General features: G+C 71.0%; 21 protein-coding genes. 11 read left to right on the top strand and 10 right to left on the bottom strand.

The genetic code is table 11. The features are described 5' to 3' along the window. Window positions 1-15: 15 nt before the first annotated feature. The 5 genes from M2163_RS26160 to M2163_RS26140 all read left to right on the top strand — a co-directional run bounded on the left by M2163_RS26160 (window position 16) and on the right by M2163_RS26140 (window position 5920). On the top strand, window positions 16-1842 hold the full coding sequence (locus tag M2163_RS26160; protein WP_280850427.1) for an acyl-CoA dehydrogenase: 1827 nt from the start codon (window positions 16-18) through the stop codon (window positions 1840-1842). A gap of 903 nt (window positions 1843-2745) precedes the next feature. Then, a complete protein-coding gene (locus M2163_RS26155; protein ID WP_280850428.1) occupies window positions 2746-4038 on the top strand; it encodes a M18 family aminopeptidase in 1293 nt (430 codons plus the stop codon). 89 nt (window positions 4039-4127) lie between these two features. Next, window positions 4128-4370 (top strand): DUF6458 family protein, encoded by a 243-nt coding sequence (locus M2163_RS26150; protein ID WP_031037977.1) that lies wholly within the window; start codon window positions 4128-4130, stop codon window positions 4368-4370. A 317-nt stretch (window positions 4371-4687) separates the two neighbouring features. Continuing rightward, entirely contained in the window at window positions 4688-5728 is a 1041-nt protein-coding gene (locus M2163_RS26145; protein ID WP_280895182.1) for a glycosyltransferase family 2 protein, read from the top strand. A 33-nt stretch (window positions 5729-5761) separates the two neighbouring features. After that, a complete protein-coding gene (locus tag M2163_RS26140) occupies window positions 5762-5920 on the top strand; it encodes a hypothetical protein (RefSeq protein ID WP_020119422.1) in 159 nt (52 codons plus the stop codon). Window positions 5921-5923: 3 nt separating this feature from the next. Here the strand turns inward: M2163_RS26140 and M2163_RS26135 are convergent, their stop codons facing one another. Continuing rightward, entirely contained in the window at window positions 5924-7762 is a 1839-nt protein-coding gene (locus M2163_RS26135; RefSeq protein WP_280895181.1) for an NHL domain-containing thioredoxin family protein, read from the bottom strand. 29 nt (window positions 7763-7791) lie between these two features. Next, entirely contained in the window at window positions 7792-8184 is a 393-nt protein-coding gene (locus M2163_RS26130) for a cupin domain-containing protein (RefSeq protein WP_280895180.1), read from the bottom strand. A 52-nt stretch (window positions 8185-8236) separates the two neighbouring features. Here M2163_RS26130 and M2163_RS26125 point away from each other — a divergent pair, with 52 nt between their 5' ends. Further along, window positions 8237-9244, top strand: a complete 1008-nt coding sequence (locus tag M2163_RS26125) for a helix-turn-helix domain-containing protein (RefSeq protein WP_280895179.1) — start codon at window positions 8237-8239, stop codon at window positions 9242-9244. Continuing rightward, window positions 9241-9738, top strand: a complete 498-nt coding sequence (locus M2163_RS26120; protein ID WP_280850433.1) for an LURP-one-related family protein — start codon at window positions 9241-9243, stop codon at window positions 9736-9738. The genes M2163_RS26125 and M2163_RS26120 overlap by 4 nt, the downstream gene beginning before the upstream one ends. Before the next feature lie 13 nt (window positions 9739-9751). Here M2163_RS26120 and M2163_RS26115 read toward each other — a convergent pair whose 3' ends face one another. Further along, complete coding sequence (locus tag M2163_RS26115) at window positions 9752-10525, bottom strand: carbon-nitrogen family hydrolase (protein ID WP_280895178.1); 774 nt, start codon at window positions 10523-10525, stop codon at window positions 9752-9754. Between the two features lie 182 nt (window positions 10526-10707). On the opposite strand from M2163_RS26115, the gene M2163_RS26110 reads away from it, so the two are divergent. After that, entirely contained in the window at window positions 10708-11532 is an 825-nt protein-coding gene (locus M2163_RS26110; RefSeq protein ID WP_280895177.1) for a maleylpyruvate isomerase family mycothiol-dependent enzyme, read from the top strand. Window positions 11533-11565: 33 nt separating this feature from the next. Here M2163_RS26110 and M2163_RS26105 read toward each other — a convergent pair whose 3' ends face one another. Then, window positions 11566-12813 (bottom strand): MFS transporter, encoded by a 1248-nt coding sequence (locus M2163_RS26105; RefSeq protein WP_280850436.1) that lies wholly within the window; start codon window positions 12811-12813, stop codon window positions 11566-11568. A 62-nt stretch (window positions 12814-12875) separates the two neighbouring features. After that, a complete protein-coding gene (locus M2163_RS26100; protein ID WP_280850437.1) occupies window positions 12876-13526 on the bottom strand; it encodes a GntR family transcriptional regulator in 651 nt (216 codons plus the stop codon). Between the two features lie 208 nt (window positions 13527-13734). On the opposite strand from M2163_RS26100, the gene M2163_RS26095 reads away from it, so the two are divergent. Next, entirely contained in the window at window positions 13735-14634 is a 900-nt protein-coding gene (locus M2163_RS26095) for a serine hydrolase (RefSeq protein ID WP_280850438.1), read from the top strand. A 65-nt stretch (window positions 14635-14699) separates the two neighbouring features. On the opposite strand, the gene M2163_RS26090 is transcribed toward M2163_RS26095, so the two are convergent. From M2163_RS26090 to pdhA, 3 genes are read right to left on the bottom strand one after another with little or no spacing between them, the layout of a single operon-like run. After that, window positions 14700-16160, bottom strand: coding sequence for a dihydrolipoamide acetyltransferase family protein (locus tag M2163_RS26090; protein WP_280895176.1), 1461 nt, complete (start codon window positions 16158-16160; stop codon window positions 14700-14702). 10 nt (window positions 16161-16170) lie between these two features. Beyond that, window positions 16171-17151: an alpha-ketoacid dehydrogenase subunit beta gene (locus M2163_RS26085; RefSeq protein WP_280850440.1), complete on the bottom strand. Its 981-nt coding sequence runs from the start codon at window positions 17149-17151 to the stop codon at window positions 16171-16173. A gap of 2 nt (window positions 17152-17153) precedes the next feature. After that, window positions 17154-18302, bottom strand: a complete 1149-nt coding sequence (pdhA, locus tag M2163_RS26080) for a pyruvate dehydrogenase (acetyl-transferring) E1 component subunit alpha (RefSeq protein ID WP_280850441.1) — start codon at window positions 18300-18302, stop codon at window positions 17154-17156. Window positions 18303-18784: 482 nt separating this feature from the next. Here pdhA and M2163_RS26075 point away from each other — a divergent pair, with 482 nt between their 5' ends. Beyond that, a complete protein-coding gene (locus M2163_RS26075; RefSeq protein WP_280850443.1) occupies window positions 18785-19870 on the top strand; it encodes a phosphotransferase in 1086 nt (361 codons plus the stop codon). An 81-nt stretch (window positions 19871-19951) separates the two neighbouring features. On the opposite strand, the gene M2163_RS26070 is transcribed toward M2163_RS26075, so the two are convergent. Together M2163_RS26070 and M2163_RS26065 are read right to left on the bottom strand one after the other, a co-directional pair. Beyond that, on the bottom strand, window positions 19952-21520 hold the full coding sequence (locus tag M2163_RS26070; RefSeq protein ID WP_280850444.1) for a protein kinase: 1569 nt from the start codon (window positions 21518-21520) through the stop codon (window positions 19952-19954). A 374-nt stretch (window positions 21521-21894) separates the two neighbouring features. Beyond that, a complete protein-coding gene (locus M2163_RS26065) occupies window positions 21895-22437 on the bottom strand; it encodes a bacterial proteasome activator family protein (protein WP_280850445.1) in 543 nt (180 codons plus the stop codon). Between the two features lie 136 nt (window positions 22438-22573). Between M2163_RS26065 and M2163_RS26060 the strand changes: the two genes are divergently transcribed. Further along, window positions 22574-23287 carry a hypothetical protein gene (locus M2163_RS26060; RefSeq protein ID WP_280895175.1) on the top strand — a complete coding sequence of 238 codons (714 nt, stop codon included), beginning with the start codon at window positions 22574-22576 and terminating at the stop codon, window positions 23285-23287. Window positions 23288-23289 lie beyond the last annotated feature (2 nt).

Here is a 23289-nt window from a genome sequence, read left to right as displayed (position 1 = left end):
TACGGAGCCGTCGCCATGGGGCACTACAAGTCGAATCTGCGCGACATCGAGTTCAACCTCTTCGAAGTACTCGGGCGCGACAAGCTGTACGGCACCGGGCCCTTCGCGGAGATGGACGTCGAGACCGCGAAGAGCATCCTGGAGGAGCTGACCCGCCTCTCGGAGAACGAGCTGGCGGAGTCCTTCGCGGACGCCGACCGCAACCCTCCGGTCTTCGACCCCGAGACGAACACCGCGCCGGTCCCGGCGTCCTTCAAGAAGAGCTACAAGGCCTTCATGGACTCCGAGTACTGGCGGCTCGGCCTGCCCGAGGAGATCGGCGGCACCACCTCGCCCCGCTCCCTGATCTGGGCCTTCGCCGAGCTGATCCTGGGCGCCAACCCAGCCGTGTGGATGTACTCCTCGGGCCCCGCGTTCGCCGGCATCCTCTTCGAGGAGGGCAACGAGGTCCAGAAGCACATCGCCAAGGTCGCCGTGGAGAAGCAGTGGGGATCCACGATGGTCCTCACCGAGCCCGACGCGGGCTCCGACGTCGGCGCCGGCCGCACCAAGGCGGTCCAGCAGGAGGACGGCTCCTGGCACATCGAGGGTGTCAAGCGCTTCATCACCTCGGGTGAGCACGACATGGAGGAGAACATCCTCCACTACGTCCTCGCCCGCCCCGAGGGTGCAGGCCCCGGCACCAAGGGCCTCTCCCTCTTCCTCGTCCCGAAGTACCTGTTCGACTTCGAGACCGGCGAGCTGGGCGAGCGCAACGGCGTGTACGCGACGAACGTCGAGCACAAGATGGGCCTCAAGGCCTCCAACACCTGCGAGATGACCTTCGGCGACCGCCACCCCGCCAAGGGCTGGCTGATCGGCGACAAGCACGACGGCATCCGCCAGATGTTCCGCATCATCGAGTTCGCGCGGATGATGGTCGGCACGAAGGCGATCTCCACGCTGTCGACGGGCTACCTGAACGCGCTGGAGTACGCCAAGGAGCGCGTGCAGGGCCCCGACCTCGCGAACTTCATGGACAAGACCGCGCCCAAGGTCACCATCACCCACCACCCCGACGTGCGCCGCTCGCTGATGACACAGAAGGCGTACGCGGAGGGCATGCGCGCCCTGGTGCTGTACACGGCCTCGATCCAGGACGAGATCCAGGTCAAGGAGGCGGCGGGCGAGGACGTCAAGGCGCTGGAGGGGCTGAACGACCTGCTCCTGCCGATCGTCAAGGGCTACGGCTCGGAGAAGGGCTACGAGCAGCTCGCCCAGTCGCTGCAGACCTTCGGCGGCTCCGGCTTCCTGCAGGAGTACCCGATCGAGCAGTACATCCGCGACGCCAAGATCGACACCCTGTACGAGGGCACCACCGCGATCCAGGGCCAGGACTTCTTCTTCCGGAAGATCGTCCGCAACCAGGGCGCCGCCCTCAACTCCCTCGCCGAGGACATCAAGAAGTTCCTGGCGCTGGGCACCGGCGGCGAGGAGCTCGCGGGCGCCCGTGAGCACCTGGCCAAGGCGGCCGTGGAGCTGGAGGCGATCGTCGGTCTGATGCTGACCGACCTCGCGGCCACCGAGCAGGACGTCAAGAACATCTACAAGGTGGGCCTCAACACCACCCGCCTGCTGATGGCCTCCGGTGACGTGGTCGTCGGCTACCTGCTCCTCAAGGGCGCCGCGATCGCCGCCGAGAAGCTGGAGACCGCCTCCGCGAAGGACAAGGCGTTCTACACCGGCAAGATCGCGGCGGCGAAGTTCTTCGCGGCCAACGTCCTGCCCGGCGTGACCCTGGCCCGCAAGGTCGCCGAGGGCGTCGAGCTGGACCTGATGGAGCTGGACGAGGCCGCGTTCTAGTCCAGCGGGACCGCGACCCGGCCCCGCCGGGTCGCGGTCCCTGCACGGGGCCTCGTGCCAGTCCCGGCGAGGCCCCGGCCCCACCCAGTGCGACTCCCGTCCCGTTTCGGCGGAGTCCCGTTCCCATCCGGGCGGAGTCCCGCTCCCGTCCGGGCGGAGTCCCGCTCCCGTCCGGGCGGAGGCCCGCTCCCGTCCGGGCGGAGGCCCGCTCCCGTCAGAGGGAGGCCCCGGTGCCGTCCCGACGGAGGCCGGGTCCCATCCCGGCGGAGCCACGTGCCCGTCCCGGCGAGGCCCAAGCCCCATCCGAGCGAGACTCCCGTCCCGTTTCGGCGGAGGCCCGTTCCCATCCGGGCGGAGGCCCGCTCCCGTCAGAGGGAGGCCCCGGTGCCGTCCCGACGGAGGCCGGGTCCCATCCCGGCGGAGCCACGTGCCCGTCCCGGCGAGGCCCAAGCCCCATCCGAGCGAGACTCCCGGCCCATCCCGACGGAGGCCCCGACCCACCCCGACGGAGCCGCGTTCCCGTCCCGGCGAGGCCCAAGCCCCACCCGGGCGAGACTCCGTCCCGTTTCGGCGGAGGCCCCGGTGCCGTCCTGACGGAACCCCGTTCCCGTCCCGACGGACGCCCGGCCCCATCCATCCGAGCGGAGGCCCAGGCCCCACCCGGGCGAGACTCCCCGCCCGTCCCGACAGAGACCCCGCCCCCGCCCCGACGGAGCCGCGTTCCCGTCACGGCGGGAGGTCGGTCCCGTCACGGCGGGAGGTCGGTCCCGTCACGGCGGGAGCCTGGGCCCGTCCCCCGCGGGGCCGCGTTCTAGGACACACCCGTACAGCAGCACGCAGTCCTCACGAGGGCCCGCTCCCGCCGCCGGGAGCGGGCTCTCGTACGTCGTTAAGGTGAACCCCATGAGCGCACCCCACCGCCTCGACCGCGGCCACACCGACGACCTCATGACGTTCCTGGCGGCAAGTCCCACGCCGTACCACGCGGTGGCGAACGCCGCCCAGCGGCTGGAGAAGGCAGGCTTCCGCCAGGTCGCGGAGACGGACGCCTGGGACGGGACGAGCGGCGGCAAGTACGTGCTGCGCGGCGGCGCGATCATCGCCTGGTACGTCCCCGAGAACGCGGCGCCCCACACGCCGTACCGCATCGTCGGCGCGCACACCGACTCCCCGAACCTGCGGGTCAAGCCGCTGCCCGACAGCGGGGCGCACGGCTGGCGCCAGGTCGCCGTGGAGATCTACGGCGGTCCGCTGATGAACTCCTGGCTGGACCGCGACCTGGGGCTGGCCGGCCGGCTGACCCTGCGGGACGGCTCGACACGTCTGGTGAACGTGGACCGGCCGCTGCTGCGCGTGCCCCAGCTCGCCATCCACCTCGACCGCGCGGTCTCCTCGGACGGGCTCAAGCTCGACAAGCAGCGCCACCTCCAGCCGATCTGGGGACTCGGCGACGACGTGCGCGACGGCGACCTTATCGCCTTCCTGGAGGAGGAACTCGGGCTCGGCGCGGGCGAGGTGACCGGCTGGGACCTGATGACGCACTCGGTGGAGGCACCCGCCTACCTGGGCCGGGACAAGGAGCTGGTGGCCGGACCGCGGATGGACAACCTGCTGTCCGTGCACGCGGGCGTGGCCGCACTGGCCGCGGTGTCCTCCGGCGAACCGCCCTACATCCCGGTGCTCGCCGCCTTCGACCACGAGGAGAACGGCTCGCAGTCGGACACCGGCGCGGACGGGCCGCTGCTCGGCGGGGTCCTGGAGCGCTCGGTGTTCGCCCGCGGCGGCTCCTACGAGGACCGGGCGCGGGCCTTCGCCGGGACGGTCTGCCTGTCCTCCGACACCGGGCACGCCGTGCACCCCAACTACGCGGAACGGCACGACCCGACGCACCACCCGCGGGTCAACGGCGGACCGATCCTCAAGGTCAACGTCAACAACCGCTACGCCACGGACGGTTCGGGCCGCGCCGTGTGGGCCGCCGCCTGCGAGCGGGCCGGGGTGCCCTTCCAGTCGTTCGTCTCCAACAACTCGATGCCCTGCGGCACCACGATCGGCCCGATCACCGCGGCCCGGCACGGCATCAAGACCGTCGACATCGGTGTGGCGATCCTGTCCATGCACAGCGTCCGGGAGTTGTGCGGCGCGGACGACCCGCATCTGCTGGCGAACGCCCTGATCGCGTTCCTCGAAGGGTAGTTCGCGCTCTTCGAAGCGTAGTTCGCGAGAAGTGGGGGTACCCGGGATTCCGGACCGGAACTACCGGACCGGACAGGGAGGCGACACTCATGGGCCTCGGCGGGTGCATCATTCTCATCGCCGTGGGAGCAATCCTCACGTTCGCCACCGACTGGCACATGCAGGGGGTCAACCTCGACCTGGTCGGTGTGATCCTGATGATCGTGGGACTGATCGGCGTGACGACGTTCAGCAGCATCGCCCGGCGGCGGCGCGTGGTGGTCCCCCCCACCACGTCGACGGTCGTCGAGGAGCGGCGCCGGGACGGATACTCCGACGGATACGGCGTGTAAGGGACATCGAGCGGGACGGCGGACGCACAGGACCACCACAGACAACCGTGAGCAATCCGTAATCACGGTTGTCTTGTCCGCTTGTGTGGAAATAGTGAAAACTCGGGATCCTTGAGAGCCCGGGGGGTCAGCAGTGCCGGGCGTGAACCACCAGCACACCCGGGGGCTCCCCCTTGCTCCACTCCACGACGACACTTGAGGCGGCGCCGCCCGCGGCGCCGCCTCCGGCGCACGGTCCGCGATCACCGCGCCCCCACCGGCACGCCGCCCGCCGCGCCCACGCCGCACCCGACGAACTCGACGGTCCACCGCGCCTGGTGGCGCTGATACCGGCCCACAACGAACAGGACCGCATCGCCGACGCGATCCAGGGCCTGTGGCGGCAGACCCGGCGCCCCGACCTCATCGTCGTCGTCGCCGACAACTGCACCGACGCCACCGCCGAGATCGCCGTCGCGCACGGCGCCCGCGTCTTCACCACCGAGGGCAACACCCACAAGAAGGCCGGCGCCCTCAACCAGGCCATCGCCTGGGTACTGCCCCATCTCGAGGATCGCGACCTGCTGCTGGTGCAGGACGCCGACACCGTGCTCAACCCCTGGTTCAGCGAGACGGCGATCGGCACCTTCAACCGCAAGGTCGGCGCCGTCGGCGGGGTCTTCTACGGCGAGAACGGCGGCGGACTGCTCGGACTGCTCCAGCGCATGGAGTTCCACCGCTACGCCTGGGAACTGGAGCGCACCGGCGGCAAGGCCCAGGTGCTCACCGGCACCGGCACCATGTTCCGCGCCCGTGTCCTGCGCGAGGTGCGCGCCGCCCGCCGCGCCGGACGGCTCGGCGGCGGCCAGGCCTACTACAGCCTCGCCTCGCTCACCGAGGACGACGAGATGACCAAGGCGGTCAAGACCCTCGGCTACCGGACCATGTCCCCGGCCGGCTGCGCGGTCACCACGGAGGTCATGCCGACCCTGGGCAAGCTGTGGCACCAGCGGCTGCGCTGGCAGCGCGGCGCCCTGGAGAACCTGCGCGACTACGGCTGGACACGTGTCACCGCCCGCTACTTCCTGCAGCAGTTCCTCATGGGCTTCGGCGCGCTGTCCTTCCTGGTCTACCTGACCTACATGGTCACCTACACCACGCTGTACGGCTGGCCCGGCTTCTCGCCCTTCTGGACCGCGATCGGGCTGGTCTTCGTGGTCGAGAAGACGGTCTCCGTACGGCGGGCCGGGCCGCGCGCCGTGCTGGTGGCGGCGCTCATGGTGCCCGAGATGCTCTACGACCTTTTCCAGCACGCCGTCTACTTCACCTCGCTGTGGGGCCTGTTGCGCCGCAGCGAGGAGAAGTGGGTGGCGACGTAACCCTCGGATACATCCCTCATAGGAGAAAAGCGCATGTACGGAAGAGTGATCGGTGCCGGCACGACCGGGGCCGGAGGCGCCACGCTGGCCGCGACCGGGCTGTGGCTGAACAGCATGGCGATGCTGGTGACCGCCACGACGCTGGTGGCGGCGGGGGTCGCCCTGTTCAAGCTGGTCCCGCGCAGGCGGTAAGGCTTACGCGCTCTCGTCCGTCCCGGCGAGGACCAGCGCGAGCCGGCTGGTCCCGGTCCGGGTCAGGCGGACCGGAACTCCCCAGTCCTGCTGGTGCACATGGCAGGCCGGGTACTCGGCGGAGCCGTCGCCGGACGCCGTGTCGCAGGACGCGGCCATGGCCGAGAGGTGCAGGACGCCCTGCTCGACCGCGGGGTTCAGTTCGAGGGTGCGGGACAGTTCTGTTCCCGCACCCTCGCCGTCCTTCAGCAGTTCGGGCGGGGTGGCGGAGACCAGGAGGCGGGTCGCGGGGCCGTACCGGGTGTCCGGCTTCTGGCCCGCCGGGGCCTGGAAGACCACGTCCAACCGGAGCCTTCCGGGCGCCACTTCGGTGGCCGCGCGCCGGGTGCGGTGGGCCTTCGCCGCGACGCGTACGGCCTCCTCGGGCAGTCTGAGCCGGGTCAGACGGTGCCGGGCCGACTCGACGACCACGATCTCCGCACCGACCAGGACCGCGTCGCTCGGCTCCCGCAGATCCGTGGCGAGGGTGGTGACCTCGCCGGTCGCCGGGTCGTAGCGGCGCAGGGCGTGGTTGTAGGTGTCGCTGACCGCGACCGAACCGTCGGGCAGCACGGTGACACCCAGGGGGTGCTGGAGCAGGGCCTGTTCGGCGGCGCCGTCGCGGTGGCCGAAGTCGAAGAGGCCGGTGCCGACGGCGGTGTGCACGGCCCCGTCCAGGTCGACCCAGCGCAGGGCGGAGGTCTCGGAGTCGGCGAGCCACAGCCGCTCGCCGTCCGGGGACACCGCGAGACCGGAGGGCTGGGCGAACCAGGCCTCCGCGCCGGGGCCGTCGACCAGGCCCTCGTTGGTGGTGCCGGCCACGGCCGTGACGGTCCCCTCGCCCGGGTCGTAGGTCCACAGCTGGTGGACGCCCGCCATCGCGATCCACACCAGGCCGTTCCACACCGCCACGTCCCACGGGGAGGACAGGTCCGTCTCGCGCGCGGGTCCTGCGGTGGGGGAACCCCGCCACCACTGCCGTCCGGTGCCGGCCGGCGTGGTGACCTCCCCGGTGCCGGGATCGAGGCGGCGCAGGGCGTGGTTGACGGTGTCGGCGACGACCACGCTGCCGTCGTCGAGGAGTGCGAGCCCCTGCGGTTCGCTGAACGCGGCCGTCCGCGCGGTCCCGTCGGCGAAGCCGCGCACACCGGACCCGATCCGCCGGACGACGCTCTCCCCGTCCGCGGCGAGCTCCACGAGCTGGTGCCGGGTGGTGTCACTGACCAGGAGGTGCCCGGACGGCAGCAGCAGCGCCTTGCCCGGGAAGCGCAGCGTGGTCGGCTCGGGCTCGGGCGCCACGTACGGCCCGTCGCCGCGCCGCAGGGTGCCCTTCGCGGCGTGCTCGGCCTCCAGCTCCGTCACCAGCCGGTCGATCGCGTGCACATGCCCCTCACCGGCATGCTGCGCGACCACGTACCCCTCGGGGTCGATCACGACGAGCGTCGGCCAGGCACGGACCGCGTACTGCTTCCAGGTCGCGAGCTCCGGGTCGTCGAGGACGGGATGGGCCACCCCGTACCGCTCGACCGCGTCCGCCACCGCCGTGTGCTCGGCCTCGTGCACGAACTTCGGCGAGTGCACGCCGACCACCACGACGGTGTCGGAGTGCTTCTCCTCCAGCTCCCTGAGCTCGTCGAGGACATGCAGGCAGTTCACACAGCAGAAGGTCCAGAAGTCGAGAACGACGATGCGGCCCCGCAGGTCGGCGAGGGTGTACTGCTTCCCGCCCGTGTTCAGCCAGCCGCCCTTGCCGATCAGCTCGGGGGCGCGGACACGGACGCGACGGGGTGCGGAACCGCTCATGGATCAAGGGTGCCACCCGGCACCGACAATCACCCGAGCGCCCGTCCCGTCGTCACGTCCACATGGGCCGGGATCTCGTCGTGGCGGTCGCCGACCGTGGAGGTGCCGGTGGGTTCGAGGAGGAGGATGTCGGTCGGGACGGGGGCGTACGGCTTGTGCTCGACGCCTCGCGGGACGGTGAAGACGGACAGCTTCGGCAGCACGACCGTCCGCTCCCCGGCCGGCCCGCGCAGGGAGATGTGCAGTTCGCCGTCGAGGACGAGGAAGAACTCGTCGGTGTCGTCGTGCACGTGCCACAGGTGCTCGCCCTCGACGTGCGTGACGCGGACGTCGTAGTCGTTGACGGCGGTGACGATGCGGGGGCTCCACTGCTCGGTGAAGGAGGCCAGGGCGGTGGGCAGGGAGACGGGTTCGGTTGCCATGGGGTCATCGTGCGGGGTGGTCTGGACGGCCTGCGAGTGCTAGGAATCGCTTATGGCGCAAGGATCCTCTCAGCCGAGCTCTCGTCCGCACCGGGTCGCGGTGATCGTCGACGAGGGCACCAACCCCTTCGAAGTGGGCGTCGCCACCGAGCTGTTCGGGCTGCCGCGGCCCGAACTGGGGCGGCCGGGACCGCTGTACGAGGTGACGCTGTGCACGCCGGCTCCCGAGGTCCGGATGAACCACGGCTTCTTCACGCTGACCGGGGTGCCGGGGCTGGACGCCGTGGACGACGCCGACACCCTCGTCGTGCCGGGGCGCCCCGACAACGTCGTCCCGCGCGGGGCGGCCGTACGCGAGGCGATCCGCCGCACGCACGCGCGTGGCGCCCGGGTGGTCAGCCTGTGCACCGGCAGCTTCGCGCTCGCCGAGGCCGGGCTGCTGGACGGGCGGCGGGCCACCACGCACTGGATGTGGGCCGGTGCCTTCCGCGAGCTGCATCCCCGGGTCCGGCTGGAGCCGGACGTGCTGTTCGTGGACGAGGGCGACGTCCTGACGGCGGCGGGCAGCGCGGCCGCGCTGGATCTCGGGCTGTACCTGGTCCGGCGCGACCACGGTGCCGAGGTCGCCAACGCGGTGTCCCGCAGGCTGGTCTTCGCCGCCCATCGCGACGGCGGGCAGCGGCAGTTCGTGGAGCGGCCCGTGCCCGACGTACGGGACGAGTCGCTGGGCCCGCTGCTCGCGTGGGCGCAGGAGCGGCTGGGGGAGCCGCTGACCGTCGCCGACCTGGCGGCCCGTGCGGCCGTCTCCCCCGCGACCCTGCACCGCCGCTTCCAGGCCCAGCTCGGTACGACTCCGCTCGCCTGGCTGACGGGGGAACGGGTGGCCCTGGCGTGCCGGCTCATCGAGCGCGGCGAGGAGCGGCTGGACGTGGTGGCCGCGAGGAGCGGTCTGGGCACCGCCGCGAACCTCCGCGCGCGCGTGCGGCGCGAGACGGGACTCAGCCCGTCGGCCTATCGGCGGCGTTTCGGGACCGGCGCCGGGGAAGCGGTAACGGCATGAGATTCCTCGTGCGCGACCGGCTGCTCGGCATCGGTGACGACTACTGGATCGAGGACGACCGGGGCAACAAGGTCTTCCTCGTCGACGGCAAGGCCATGCGGGTCCGGGACACCTTCGAGCTGAAGGACACCCAGGGGCGGGTCCTGATCGACATCCACCAGAAGATGTTCGCCCTGCGCGACACGATGGTGATCGAGCGGGACGGCGAGCCGCTGGCGAGGATCAGGCGCAAGCGCCTGTCGCTGCTGCGCAACCACTACCGGGTGGCCCTGGCCGACGGCCGCACCGAACTCGACGTCAGCGGCAAGATCCTCGACCGGGAGTTCGCCGTCGAGTACGACGGTGAGCTGCTCGCGGTGGTCTCGCGGCGCTGGCTGCACGTGCGCGAGACCTACGGCGTCGACATCGTCCGCGACGACGCGGATCCGGCGCTGCTCATCGCGGTGGCGGTGTGCGTGATCCACCTCGCCGAGAAGGAACGCGAGGACGACTGACGCGGCGCCCGGATCAGAGCACCCGGTCCTTCAGCGCCGGGAACTGTTCCCGCGTCACGGCCACCTTCCCGGGGTCGAACTCCACCGTGAGGACCTCCTCGCCGGCGCCCGCCTCGGCGAGGACCTGGCCCCATGGATCCACCACGATCGAGTGACCGGCCTGCGGAACTCGCGCGTGCGTCCCGGCCGTTCCACAGGCGAGCACGAACGCCTGGTTCTCGACCGCCCGCGCCCGGGCCAGCAGCGTCCAGTGGTCGCGGCGGCGCTCCGGCCAGCCCGCCGGGATCACCAGGGTCTCGGCGCCCGCGTCGACCAGACCGCGGAAGAGCTCGGGGAACCGGAGGTCGTAACAGGTGGCGACGCCGACGGTGGTCTCGGGCAGACGGACCGTCACCAGGTCCTCGCCGCGGCCCATCAGGACGGCCTCGCCCTTGTCGAAGCCGAAGCGGTGGATCTTGCGGTAGGAGGCGGCGAGTTCGCCGGAGGGGGAGAAGAGGAGGGAGGTGTTGTACAGGGTGCCGTCGGGGGTGCGCTCGGGGATCGAGCCCGCGTGCAGCCACACGTCCGCGTCGCTCGCGGCCTTCGCCATGACCTCGTGCGTGGGCCCGTCCAGGGGCTCGGCCGCGCCGTCGAACTCCTCGAAGGCGAACGCCCCGGTGGTCCACAGCTCCGGCAGCACGACGAGGTCGGCTCCGGCCTGTTCCCGTACCAGTGACGCCATGCGACGCCGACGCGATTCGACCGATTCGCCCTCATCCACGGCGATCTGGATCAAAGAGGCGCGCACACTACCACCGTCCTGGCATTCGAGCCGTCCCTTACGGGCCTACGATCGTCACACGAAAGCACTGCCGGGGTGCCTCACAGCAGCGTAACTTAGCGTTCCAAGACACCCGCCGACAGCCACCGCCTCCACTGGCAACGCCGCCATCACCAGCCCGTGCTCCGACCGCCGAGGGGTCCCGTTCCGTGAGTCTGCATCCCACCCTCCAGCCCTACGCCGACGCCTGGACCCACTCCATCGACGCGATATCCGAGCTGGTGAACCCCCTCGTGGAAGGGGAGTGGAACCGCCGCACCCCCTGCCCGGGCTGGTCGGTGCGGGACGTGGTGTCCCATGTCATCGGCCTGGACTGCGAGATGCTGGGCGACCCGCGCCCCATCCACACCCTGCCTCGCGACCTCTTCCACGTCACCAACGACCACCAGCGGTACATGGAGATGCAGGTCGACGTCCGCCGCCACCACACGGCCCCGGAGATGACCTCCGAGCTGGAGTACGTCGTCATCCGCCGCAACCGCCAGCTGCGGAACGAGTCCCGTGACCCCGGCACGAAAGTCCGCGGCCCGCTCGGCACCGAACTGACGCTCGCGGAGTCCATGCGTCAGCACGCCTTCGACGTCTGGGTGCACGAGCAGGACCTGCGCACGGCTCTCGGCCGGCCCGGGAACCTCGACTCCCCCGGCGCGCACATCGCCCGTGACGTCCTGCTCGCGGCACTCCCCGACATAGTGGCCGTCAAGGCGGACGCGCCCCGCAGTTCGGCGATCGTCTTCGACGTGCACGGGCCGATCGAGTTCCTGCGCACGATCCGGGTCGACATCCAGGGCCGCGGCACCCTGGAGACCGCCCCCGCCCTCGGCCCGGCGGCCACCCTCAGCCTCGACTGGGAGACCTACGTCCGTCTGGCCTGCGGCCGCGTGAACCTGGAGTCGGTGACGGACCGGGTGAAGGCGGAGGGCGACCCGGAACTGACGTCGGCGATCCTGCGGAACTTCACGGTGACACCGTAGGAATCGGGTGTGAGCCCTGCGTGGCCCCGCGGGCTACGCAGGGACGTGCACGGTCTCCACGCGGCTCGCCACCAGCCGCTCCCGCTCCCGGCGGGCCGCCCGGCCGCGCAGCCGGAGGATCTGGCTGATGCCGAGCGCCTGGAGCACGAAGACGGAGGAGAAGGCGACGGTGTAGTTGTCGTCGGTCGCGTCCAGGAGCACACCGACGGCGAACAGGGTGGTCATCGACGCGACGAACCCGCCCATGTTGGTGATGCCGGACGCGGTGCCCTGCCGCTCCGGCGGGTTCGCGGGCCGTGCGAAGTCGAAGCCGAGCATCGACGCCGGTCCGCACGAGCCGAGCACCACGCACAGCACGACGAGCAGCCACATCGGCGCCCGCTCGCCCGGGTAGGCCAGCGTGGCCGCCCACAGCAGCGCCGTCGCCCCCACGGTCCCGAGGGCCAGCGGCAGCCGCGCCCCGTGGTGCCGGGCGACGACCTGGCCGTAGACGAGACCGACGACCATGTTGGACAGCACCACGAGGGTGAGCAGTTCGCCCGCCGCCGCCCGGGACAGTCCCTGTGCCTCGACGAGGAACGGCAGGCCCCACAGCAGCAGGAACACCATCGCCGGGAACTGGGTCGTGAAGTGCACCCACAGTCCGAGGCGGGTGCCGGGTTCCCGCCAGGAGGCGGCGATCTGCCGTCGTACGTAGGCCGCTCCCCGGTGCGGGAAGGGCTCCGGCTCGTGGCCTTCGGGGTGGTCCTTGAGGAAGAGCAGCAGCAGGACCAGGACGACGACACCCGCGAGCGAGCTGCCCGCGAACGCGGGCGTCCAGCCGATGCCGTGCAGCAGCCGGGCCAGGACCAGCGTGGAGACCAGGTTGCCCGCCATGCCGGCGAGTCCCGCGAGCTGGGCGACCAGCGGGCCGCGCCGGGCCGGGAACCAGCGGGTGCCGAGGCGCAGCACGCTGATGAAGGTCATGGCGTCGCCGCAGCCGAGCAGGGCGCGGGAGGCGAGGGCGGTGCCGTAGGACGGTGAGAACGCGAAGCCGAGCTGTCCCGCGGTGAAGAGCACCACGCCGAGCGTCAGCACCTTCTTGGTGCCGAGCCGGTCGACGAGCAGGCCGACCGGTATCTGCATGCCGGCGTAGACGAGGAGCTGGAGGATCGAGAAGGTCGACAGGGCCGAGGCGTTCACATGGAAGCGGTCGGCGGCGTCGAGGCCGGCGACCCCGAGGGACGTACGGAAGATGACGGCGACGAAGTAGACCGAGACGCCGATGCCCCACACGGCCATTGCACGCCGGCCGCCCGGAGGGGTCTTTTCTGAGGAAGTGTCACCCGTAGGAGTGGACTTGCTCATCGGACCTCGCCCCGGGCGAGGTGGGAGAACCATTCGACATGCCCGTGGATCAGGCCGACGACCGCCTCAGCGTCACCGGAGCGCAGGGCCTGGAGGATCTGCTCGTGCTCGACGAGGGTCTTGGTGATGCGGTCCGGGTGGGCGTGCATGACGGCGACGCCCATCCTGAGCTGGCGGTCGCGGAGCTGGTCGTAGAGCTTGTTCAGGATCTCGTTGCCGCCGCTGCGGACGATCTCGGCGTGGAAGCAGCGGTCGGTGACGGCGGCGCCGGCCAGGTCGCCCGCGGCCGCCTGCTCCTGCTGTCGCGCCAGGAGTTCCTCCAGGCGCGCGATGAGCCGCGGTGAGGCGGGTACGGCCTTGCGTGCGGCGTGCTCCTCGACGAGCTGGCGGGTCTCGACGACGTCGGCGATCTCCTGCGCGGAGACGGGCAGGACCAGTGCTCCCTTTTTCGGGTAGAGCTGGATCAGCCCCTCGACCTGGAGGCGCAGCAGCGCTTCGCGCACGGGTGTGCGGGAGACCCCGACGGCCTCGGCGAGCTCGCCCTCGGTGAGCAGGGTCCCGCCCTCGTAACGGCGGTCCAGGACGCCCTGCTTGACGTGGGTGTAGACGCGGTCGGCGGCGGGTGGCTGTTTCACGGCCAGACTCATGCCCACAGCATAGATACAACACGTACGCATGATGAGCCCCGTCCAGCATGCGGACCTCACGGGGAACTCCCGTCGGCGAAAGTCACACCCGCCCCGGCCGGAGCACAACCTTGTGTGCTAGTTACGTGTCACACACGTGCGGCCCCACTTTCTTCCCCTTCCAACTCGGCCGCACTCAGGGGCATTCGACGTATTCGGGGTATTTCAGTTGATTACCGCCACCAAGGGCCTCCGCGTCCGCAGAGCCGCAGCCGTCGCGATCACGACCGGCGCAGTGCTCGCCACCGGAGCTCTCACCGCGGCACCCGCGCAGGCACTCACGACGCCGACCATCACCGCCAAGGGCGGATTCCTGATGAACAGCGCGACCGGCACGACCCTCTACAGCAAGGCGCCGAACACGAAGCGGCTCACCGCTTCCACCACGAAGATCATGACCGCGAAGGTCGTGCTCTCGCAGTCGAACCTCAACCTGGACGCCAAGGTCACGATCAAGAAGGCGTACAGCGACTACATCGTCTCCAAGGGCGCCTCGTCCGCGCGCCTGATCGTCGGCGACAAGGTGACCGTCCGTCAGCTCCTGTACGGGATGATGCTGCCGTCCGGCTGTGACGCCGCGATGGCCCTCGCCGACAAGTTCGGTACGGGCTCGACGGTCTCCGCGCGCACCAAGTCGTTCATCGCGAAGATGAACACGACGGCCCGAAGCCTCGGCATGACGAACACGAAGTTCGACTCGTTCGACGGCATAAGCAATGGTGCGAACGCCTCGACGCCGAAGGACCTCACGCTGCTCGCCCGCAACGTGATGAAGAACTCGACCTTCAAGTCCGTCGTGAAGACCAAGTCCTACACGGCCAAGACGATCACCAAGACCGGCAGCACCCGCACCATGGGTACCTGGACGAACACCAACACCCTGCTCGGCTGGAACGGCACGCTCGGCATCAAGACCGGCTCGGGCACCGACTCCAAGTACTGCCTCGTCTTCGCCGCCACGAAGAACGGCGAGTCCGTCATCGGCACCGTCATGACGTCCTCGTCGGCCGCCAACCGCACCACCGACGTGAAGAAGCTCATCAACTACGGCTACGCCAAGATCAGCTGACGTCCTCGGACATCGCGAAGGGGCCTGCCGCTGTTCGAGCGGCAGGCCCCTTCGGGTGTGCCGGGTCAGGCCCAGGTGATGAGTTTCTTCGGCTGTTCCAGGATCGCCGCGATGTCGGCGAGGACTTTGGAGCCGAGTTCCCCGTCGATGAGGCGGTGGTCGAAGCTGAGGGCCAGGGTGGTGACCTGGCGGGGCTTGACCTTGCCCTTGTGGACCCAGGGCTGGGGCTTGATCGCGCCGACCGCGAGGATGGCGGACTCGCCGGGCGGCAGGATCGGGGTGCCGGTGTCGACGCCGAAGACGCCGACGTTGGTGATGGTGACGGTGCCGCCCTGCATGGCGGTGGGGCTGGTGCGGCCCTCCTTGGCGGTGGCCACCAGTTCGCCCAGTTCCTGGGCGAGTTGGGGCAGGGTCTTGGTGTGGGCGTCCTTGATGTTCGGGACGATCAGGCCGCGGGGGGTGGCCGCGGCGATGCCGAGGTTGACGTAGTGCTTGAGGACGATCTCCTGGTTCGTCTCGTCCCAGGAGGCGTTGACGTCGGGGTTGCGCCTGATGGCCACCAGGAGGGCCTTGGCGATCAGCAGGAGCGGGTTGACCCGCAGGCCCGTGAAGTCCTTGTCCTGTTTGAGTTCCTCGACGAGCTTGAGGGTGCGGGTGACGTCCACCGTCACGAACTCGGTGACGTGCGGGGCGGTGAACGCGGAACCGACCATGGCCTGCGCGGTGGCCTTGCGTACGCCCTTGACGGGGATACGGCTCTCGCGGGCCGTGTCGTAGGAGGCGGCGGGGGCCTGCGGGATGTGCACCGGTGCCGGGGCCGGGGTGGCCTCGGGCTGCGTCAGGGGTGCGGGGGCCTGGGCGGGGGCGGCCGCCGCGTGGACGTCCTCGCGGGTGATGATGCCGTCCGGGCCGGAGGGGATCACCGTGGTGAGGTCGACACCCAGGTCCTTGGCCAGCTTGCGGACCGGGGGCTTGGCCAGCGGACGGGACTGCCCGCCGGCGGCCGGCGCGGGCGCCTGGGGAGCCGGGGCAGCCGGGGCCGGGCTGTGGCCGTTCAGCTCCGTCTGGATCGACACCGAGGCCTGCTGGACCGGCAGTTCGGGGCCCTTGCGGGGGCGGCGCTTGGTCGAGGAGGCGGCCACGCCGTAGCCGACCAGGACCGGCTGACGGCCCGTGCCCGCCGCCTTGGCCTCGGGCGCCGCAGGAGCCTCGGCGGCCGGGGCCTCGATGGACTCTCCGGGCGTCTCCGCGTCGGCGGGGGTGTCGCCGCTCACGTCGATCGTGATGATCGCGGTGCCCACGTCGACCGTGGTGCCCTCGGGGAAGCACAGGTCGCGTACCACCCCGTCGTAGGGGATGGGCAGTTCGACGGCCGCCTTGGCCGTCTCCACCTCACACACCACCTGCCCGTCGGTGACCGTGTCGCCCACCTGGACGTACCACTTGAGGATCTCCGCCTCGGTCAGGCCCTCGCCCACGTCGGGCATCTTGAACTCGCGCACGGACGCATCCGTCATCGTCGTCACGGACCTCTCCTCAGTACGCCAGAGCGCGGTCGACGGCGTCCAGGACCCGGTCCAGGCCGGGCAGGTACTCCTCCTCCAGACGCGCCGGCGGATAGGGGGCGTGGTAGCCGCCCACCCGCAGCACCGGCGCCTCCAGGTGGTAGAAGCACCGCTCGGTGATCCGCGCGGCGATCTCCGCACCGGAGCCGAAGAACACCGGCGCCTCGTGCACCACCACCAGCCGCCGCGTCTTTTCCACCGAGGCCTGGACGGCGTCGAAGTCCAGCGGCGAGATGGAGCGCAGGTCCAGCACCTCCAGGTTCCTGCCCTCCTCCGCGGCCGCGTCCGCGACCTCCTTGCAGAGCTTGACCATCGGCCCGTAGGCGGCCAGCGTCAGATCGGTGCCCTCACGCACCACCCGGGCCTTGTGCAGCGGCCCGGGGATCGCCTCGGTGTTGACCTCGCCCTTGTCCCAGTAGCGCCGCTTGGGCTCGAAGAAGATCACCGGGTCGTCGCTCTGGATGGCCTGCTGCATCATCCAGTACGCGTCCGACGCGTTCGACGGCGAGACCACCTTCAGCCCCGCCACGTGCGCGAACAACGCCTCCGGGGACTCCGAGTGGTGCTCCACCGCGCCGATGCCGCCGCCGTAGGGGATCCGCACCACGACCGGCATCTTGACCTTGCCCAGCGAGCGGGCGTGCATCTTCGCCAGCTGGGTGACGATCTGGTCGTAGGCCGGGAACACGAACCCGTCGAACTGGATCTCCACCACCGGCCGGTAACCGCGCAGCGCCAGACCGATCGCGGTGCCCACGATGCCCGACTCCGCCAGCGGGGTGTCGATGACCCGGTCCTCGCCGAAGTCCTTCTGCAGGCCGTCGGTCACCCGGAACACCCCGCCGAGCTTGCCGACGTCCTCACCCATGACCAGGACCTTGGGGTCGGTGTCCAGGGCCCGCCGCAGCGATTCGTTGATCGCCTTCGCGAGAGCCATCTTTTCCACTGCCATGATCAGGCCCCTTCCCCATCCGCGAACGACGCCTGGTAGGCGGCGAAACCGGCCCGCTCCTCGTCGACCAGCGCATGCCCGTCCGCATACGCGTGCTCGAAGAGGGCGAAACGGTCCGGATCCGGCATCGCACGCACCGCCTCACGCACCCGCCTGCCCAACGCCTCGGACTCGCTCTCCAGTTCCGCGAAGAATCCCTCGTCCGCGTGGTTTGCGGCCTCCAGGTACCGGCGAAGGCGCAGGATCGGGTCCTTCGCCTCCCACGCCTCGCGCTCCTCGTCGGCCCGGTACTTGCTCGGGTCGTCGGAGGTGGTGTGGGCGCCCATCCGGTAGGTGTACGCCTCGACGAGCGTCGGGCCCTCACCCGCGCGGGCCCGCTCCAGCGCCCACTTGGTGACCGCCAGCGACGCGAGCACGTCGTTGCCGTCGACCCGTACGCCCGGGAAGCCGAAGCCCTGCGCGCGCTGGTAGAGCGGGACGCGGGTCTGCCTCTCGGTGGGCTCCGAGATGGCCCACTGGTTGTTCTGGCAGAAGAAGACGACCGGGGCGTTGTAGACCGCGGAGAAGGTGAACGATTCGGCCACGTCGCCCTGGCTGGAGGCGCCGTCGCCGAAGTAGGCGATGACCGCGGAGTCGGCGCCGTCCTTGGCGACGCCCATCGCGTAGCCCGTGGCGTGCAGCGTCTGGGAGCCGATGACGATCGTGTAGAGGTGGAAGTTGTTGCTGTTCGGGTCCCAGCCGCCGTTGTTCACCCCGCGGAACATGCCGAGCAGGTTGGTCGGGTCGACCCCGCGGCACCAGGCCACGCCGTGCTCGCGGTAGGTCGGGAAGACGTAGTCGTCGTCGCGCAGCGCCCGGCCCGAGCCGATCTGGGCGGCCTCCTGGCCGAGCAGCGAGGCCCACAGGCCCAGTTCGCCCTGGCGCTGGAGGGAGGTGGCCTCGGCGTCGAAGCGGCGGGTGAGCACCATGTCGCGGTAGAGGCCGCGGAGCGCTTCGGGGGTGATGTCGGCGACGTACTTGTCGTACTCGGCGTTCTTGACGCGCTTGCCCTCGGGCGTCAACAGCTGAACCAGTTCGGGCTTGGTGCTCGGGGACTTCCTCGTCCCGGCGCTGCGTCGCGGCTTGCGCGCGGCAGTGCTCTCCACGGTCACGTGTGCTCCTCCGTCGGTCCGGCCCCCGGGGTTGCCGGGTGTACCAGTGCGGCTCACCTGTTGCCGACACCCGTGCACGGGGTGGGTGCCACTCGGCCGGAACAGGCGTGACAGGTGCCCCGGCGAGCGCCCTGCAAGAATCACGTTACCCAGTGCTCCACATTTCTGTGAAACCCCCTTTGACCTGCGATTTTGCTTGGATTTCCAAGTAAATCGGAAAAGGGTCGAAGGGGTGCTGGTCACAGCCTTGCAGGAGGCCGGAGCAACGGCACGTTATCCCGTCCACCCAGGCCACCGGAAGACTTGCCGGGTGCGACTTGCCGAGGGGCGGTGAAGGAGAAATCAGGGCGTTCCTCCTGACCGAAGCAGACCGAGCGCGACCCTCTGTGGCGCTCTGTGACTGGCTGTGACAACGCCCAGCTCACAGCGCTGTCCTGTGCCCTAGCATCTGGCGCGTGCCGCGCTCTCCTGTACCACCCCTCATGCCACACGCGCCCCCGCTGGGCGCCCTCCTCAGCCAGTACGCCGCCGGAGCGGTGCTGGCCTGCGATCCCGTCGACCAGGGCCTGCTCAACCGCGGATACCGGCTCCGCACGACCCGCGGCCGCTACTTCCTCAAGCACCACTTCGATCCCGAGACGGCCGCCCCCGAGGCCATCGCCCGCCAGCACCGGGCGACCCAGCGCCTGGCCGACCTCGGCGTCCCGGTCGCCCCGCCCCTCCCCGCCCACGACGGCCGCACGGTCGCGGTCGTCGGCGGCCACGCCTACGCCCTGCACCCCTGGATCGAGGGCCGCCACCGCCACGGCGCCCAGCTCACCGCCGAGCAGTGCGGCCGGCTGGGCGCACTGCTGGGGGTGGTGCACGCGAGTCTGGAGCGGGTGATGCCGCTCCAGGGGTGCGAGCGGGCGGAAAGGGGTGCGCGGGCAGCCGGGGGCGTACGGACCGGGGAAAGCGCCCCAGGCCCCGAGCCGCACACGGCCGACGGGGAGCCCGTCGACGCCGGCGCCGACCCCGCCACCACGTTCGCCCTCATCGACGACCTCCTCGCGCGCGTGCGCCGGCACCGGCCCGCCGACTCCTTCGACGAACTGGCCAGGCACCGGCTCCTGGAGCGGCGTGCCCTGCTCGAACAGCACGTCGGGCGGCGGCCTCCGCACGGGGGGCCGGTGGGCTGGGTGCACGGCGACTTCCACCCCTTCAACCTGCTCTACCGGGGCGACGCCCCCGCCGCGATCGTCGACTGGGACCGGCTCGGTGTGAAGCCCCGCGCCGAGGAGGCCGTACGCGCCGCCGCGATCTTCTTCGTACGGCCCGCGGGAACGCTCGACCTGCCGAAGGTGCGGGCCTACGCGCGCGCGTACCGGCGTACGGCGAAAGCCACGCCCTCCGAGCTCGCGGCGGCCGTGCACCGCGTGTGGTGGGAGCGTCTCAACGACTTCTGGATGCTGCGCTGGCACTACGAGCGCGGCGACACCCGCGCGGATCCCCAGTTCCCGGCGGCCTCGGCGCTGGTGGTGTGGTGGACGCGGGAGTACGACGCGGTGTGCGACGCGTTCGTCGGCTGACCTGGGGGTGCCGGAAACGGCACGCGCGCGTGGCGCCCGCTTCCGGGGCCACGCGCGCGTGAAGCGTCGCGGTCGGTCGGGTCAGGAGGTGCCGCCCTCGCCGCCGCCGTCCGCGCCCCCGACCAGGCCGCCGGTCGGCTCCGCGGTGTCGGTGGGCTCCGCCGTGTCCGTCGGCTCGGCCGTGTCGGACGGCTGCGTGGCCGTCTCGGACGGCTGCGTGGCCGAGGGCGACGGCGTGTAGGAGGGGGTGTACGACGGCGTCCAGGACGGCGTGTAACCGGAGCCGCCCGAGCTGCCGTTGTCGTCCGTGGACGTGTCGGTCTCCTCGCTCGTCGCCTCGTCGCTCGGTGTCTCGCTGGCCGTCTGGTCGTCGGTGGTCTGCGAGGTGGTCGGCGACACGGACTTGCCGGTGCCGCCCCCGCCTCCGTCGCCCCCGCCGCCGTTCAGCGCGAGCGCGACACCCGCCGCGACGGCGATCACCGCGAGGACGGCGAGGATCCACAGCTTGCCGCGGCCACTGCCCCGGTTGCCGTGGCCCTCGAAGCCGCCGTCGTCCCCGCCTCCGTAGCCGGAGGGGAGGATCTGCTGGGGGATCTGGGTGGTGCCGGAGGTGGCGCCGGGGTGCGGCAGCACACTGGTGCTCGCGAAGCCCGCGGCGGGCGTGCCGCGGCCGTCGTGCGCCGTCACCGGGCCGGTGTTCCAGGTGCCGGTGTGGCCGCCCTGGTCGTACAGCATCTGAAGGCCGTACTGGACGAGCCCGCGCATCTCCTCGGCGGTCTGGAAGCGGTCGTCCGGCTCCTTGGCGAGCGAGCGCATGACCAGGCCGTCCAGCTCCGGCGGGACGGCGTCGGAGACCTGCGACGGCGGCGTCGGGATGTCCTGGACGTGCTGGTAGACCACGGACAGCGGGGTCTCGCCGGTGAACGGCGGACGCAGGGCGAGGAGTTCGTAGAGGAGACAGCCCGTCGCGTACAGGTCGGAGCGGTGGTCGACGGCCTTGCCGAGGGCCTGCTCCGGGGAGAGGTACTGCGGGGTGCCCATGACCATGCCGGTCTGCGTCATCGTCGTGGAGGCGCCGTGCAGGGCGCGGGCGATGCCGAAGTCCATCACCTTGACGGCGCCGTTGTGCGTGATGATCACGTTGGCGGGCTTGATGTCGCGGTGCACGATGCCGTGCTGGTGGGAGTAGGCGAGTGCCTCCAGGACCCCGGAGACGATGATCAGGGCCTGCTCGGGGCCGGGTGCCTCGGCGTTGAGGAGCAGATCGCGGATCGTCCGTCCCTCGACGATCTCCATGACGATGTACGGCACCGACTGGCCGCCGACGAAGTCCTCGCCGGAGTCGTACACGGCGACGATCGCGTGGTGGTTGAGGCCCGCCACCGACTGGGCCTCACGCGTGAAGCGGGCCTTGGAGGTGGGGTCCTCGGCGAGGTCGGCGCGCAGCAGTTTGACCGCCACGGTGCGCCCGAGCCGTACGTCCTCGGCCGCGAACACCTCGGCCATACCGCCCCGGCCGAGTCTGCGGGTCAGCCGATATCGGCCGTCCCCCACCAGTCCGCCGTTACCCCACAGCTCCGGCGCATCTGACATTCCGCCGCCAGTCGCCTCGGGGTCGGACGGGCCCTGAGCGCGCTGCTGCTGTGCCATCGGTCCTCGCCGTCGTTTCTGCCCGCGGTGCGCGCGGTGTTGTTACGGTCTCCGTCGGCCACGCTACAGCCTTCACGCAAGCCGCCGGTCCGGGATGAGCCCGGGGACCGGCCCGAGACGGACCGGCCATCAAACCTGCATTACGTCTCGGCGTGCAAATTCTGTGTACCGGCGGTAGGGCAGCTGTAACGCCCGCACGACCTTTCTTTCGCGTACGGTCACGGAACGGGCACCGCGTCCGACGGGCGGCCGGGCCTCACCCCGTGGCCAAACTCACGAAGAAGAACCCGAACGAGCGTTTCCCACCGGTGACATGACAGAGGTGACGAGAAGGGCCCGGCAGCATCGGCTGCCGGGCCCCTGTCGGTCGTGGTTTACAGGTACGGTCCGCCCGAGCGGCCGCCCGCGCGCGGGTCGACGCCGTCCTCGTGACCGCCGACGCCCGGCGGCAGGGCGCGGCGCATCTGCTCCAGCTGGGCCCGCGCGGCCATCTGCTGGGCGAACAGCGTGGTCTGGATCCCGTGGAAGAGGCCCTCGAGCCAGCCCACCAACTGGGCCTGGGCGATGCGCAGTTCCGCGTCGCTCGGGGTCGCCTCCTCGTTGAAGGGCAGCGAGAGCCGCTCCAGCTCCTCCACGAGCTCGGGAGCGAGACCGTCCTCCAGTTCCTTCACCGAGCTGGCGTGGATCTCCTTGAGCCGGGCCCGGCTGGCCTCGTCGAGAGGAGCCGCGCGCACCTCTTCGAGCAGCTGCTTGATCATGCTGCCGATCCGCATGACCTTCGCGGGCTGCTCGACCATCTCCGTGACCGGGACCTCGCGGGAGTCGTCGTCACCCCCGCCGCCCAGTGCCATCCCGTCCTGGCCCACGACCAGGATCTGGGGACTTTCCGGCGAACCTTCGTTCCTCGGCATCTCCATGCCGCCATTCTCTCGCACCCCTGCACCTCATCACTGGGGTGCCCCCACTGTGTGCTGATCCACCGTTCCCGGAGCGGTTCGCCCCCATGGCGTCACCCGGAATGCCGGTCTCCTGGTGTAATGCCAGTCTTGTCGCGTGACTTTCTGGCTGCGCGCGACGGTACTGGCGATCGTGGTGGGCGCGAGCGTGACGGTCCTGCCCCAGGCCGGTCCCGCGTACGGCGCCGAGACGACACCGCTCGTGGTGGCGGGCGCGCCCCAGGGACAGCCGACCGACCCGGTACTCCCGCACGAACCACCGCGCGCCGCCGCCACACGGTCGCCGGAGCCGGCACCGGCCGCCCGCAGGACACCTCCCAAGGCCGTACGCCCGTACGCGCACACCGCTCCGGTCCCGTCCGCCTCCCCCTCCGGCACCCGGTCGAGCCCGACGCCGGATCATGCCTCGCGGCACCCCGCCTCGCCGCCCGCCGCCCCCTCGCGTCCCGGGCACGGCCGCGGGCCGGAGCGGGCCTCGCCCTCGGCCTCCCTCGCGCCCACCCCCTCGGCCGCCACTCCCTCCCGTGCGGGAAGCCGCGCGGGAGAGGGACGGGAGCGGCCGGGCCGGCGGCAGGAGCCGGAGACCCAGGACGAGGAGGGCACGCAGTCCGCGGGCCCCGACTCCGGGGACGGCGACCTCACCGCCGTGTCCGAGCCGCCCGCGCAGACCGCCGCGGCCCGGCCGTCGCCGGTCGCGGAGCGCCCGGTGGCCGGGCCCAAGGTGTTCATCCTGCCGCTCGGCACCGGGCTGGTGCTGGTCGGCGCGGGCCTCGGGCTCGGCCTGTTCGCGCTGCGGCTGCGGCGCGGGTGACC

It is taken from the genome of Streptomyces sp. SAI-135, from assembly GCF_029893805.1.
Lineage (GTDB): Bacteria > Actinomycetota > Actinomycetes > Streptomycetales > Streptomycetaceae > Streptomyces.
This window is presented reverse-complemented; position numbering and strand designations above follow the sequence as displayed.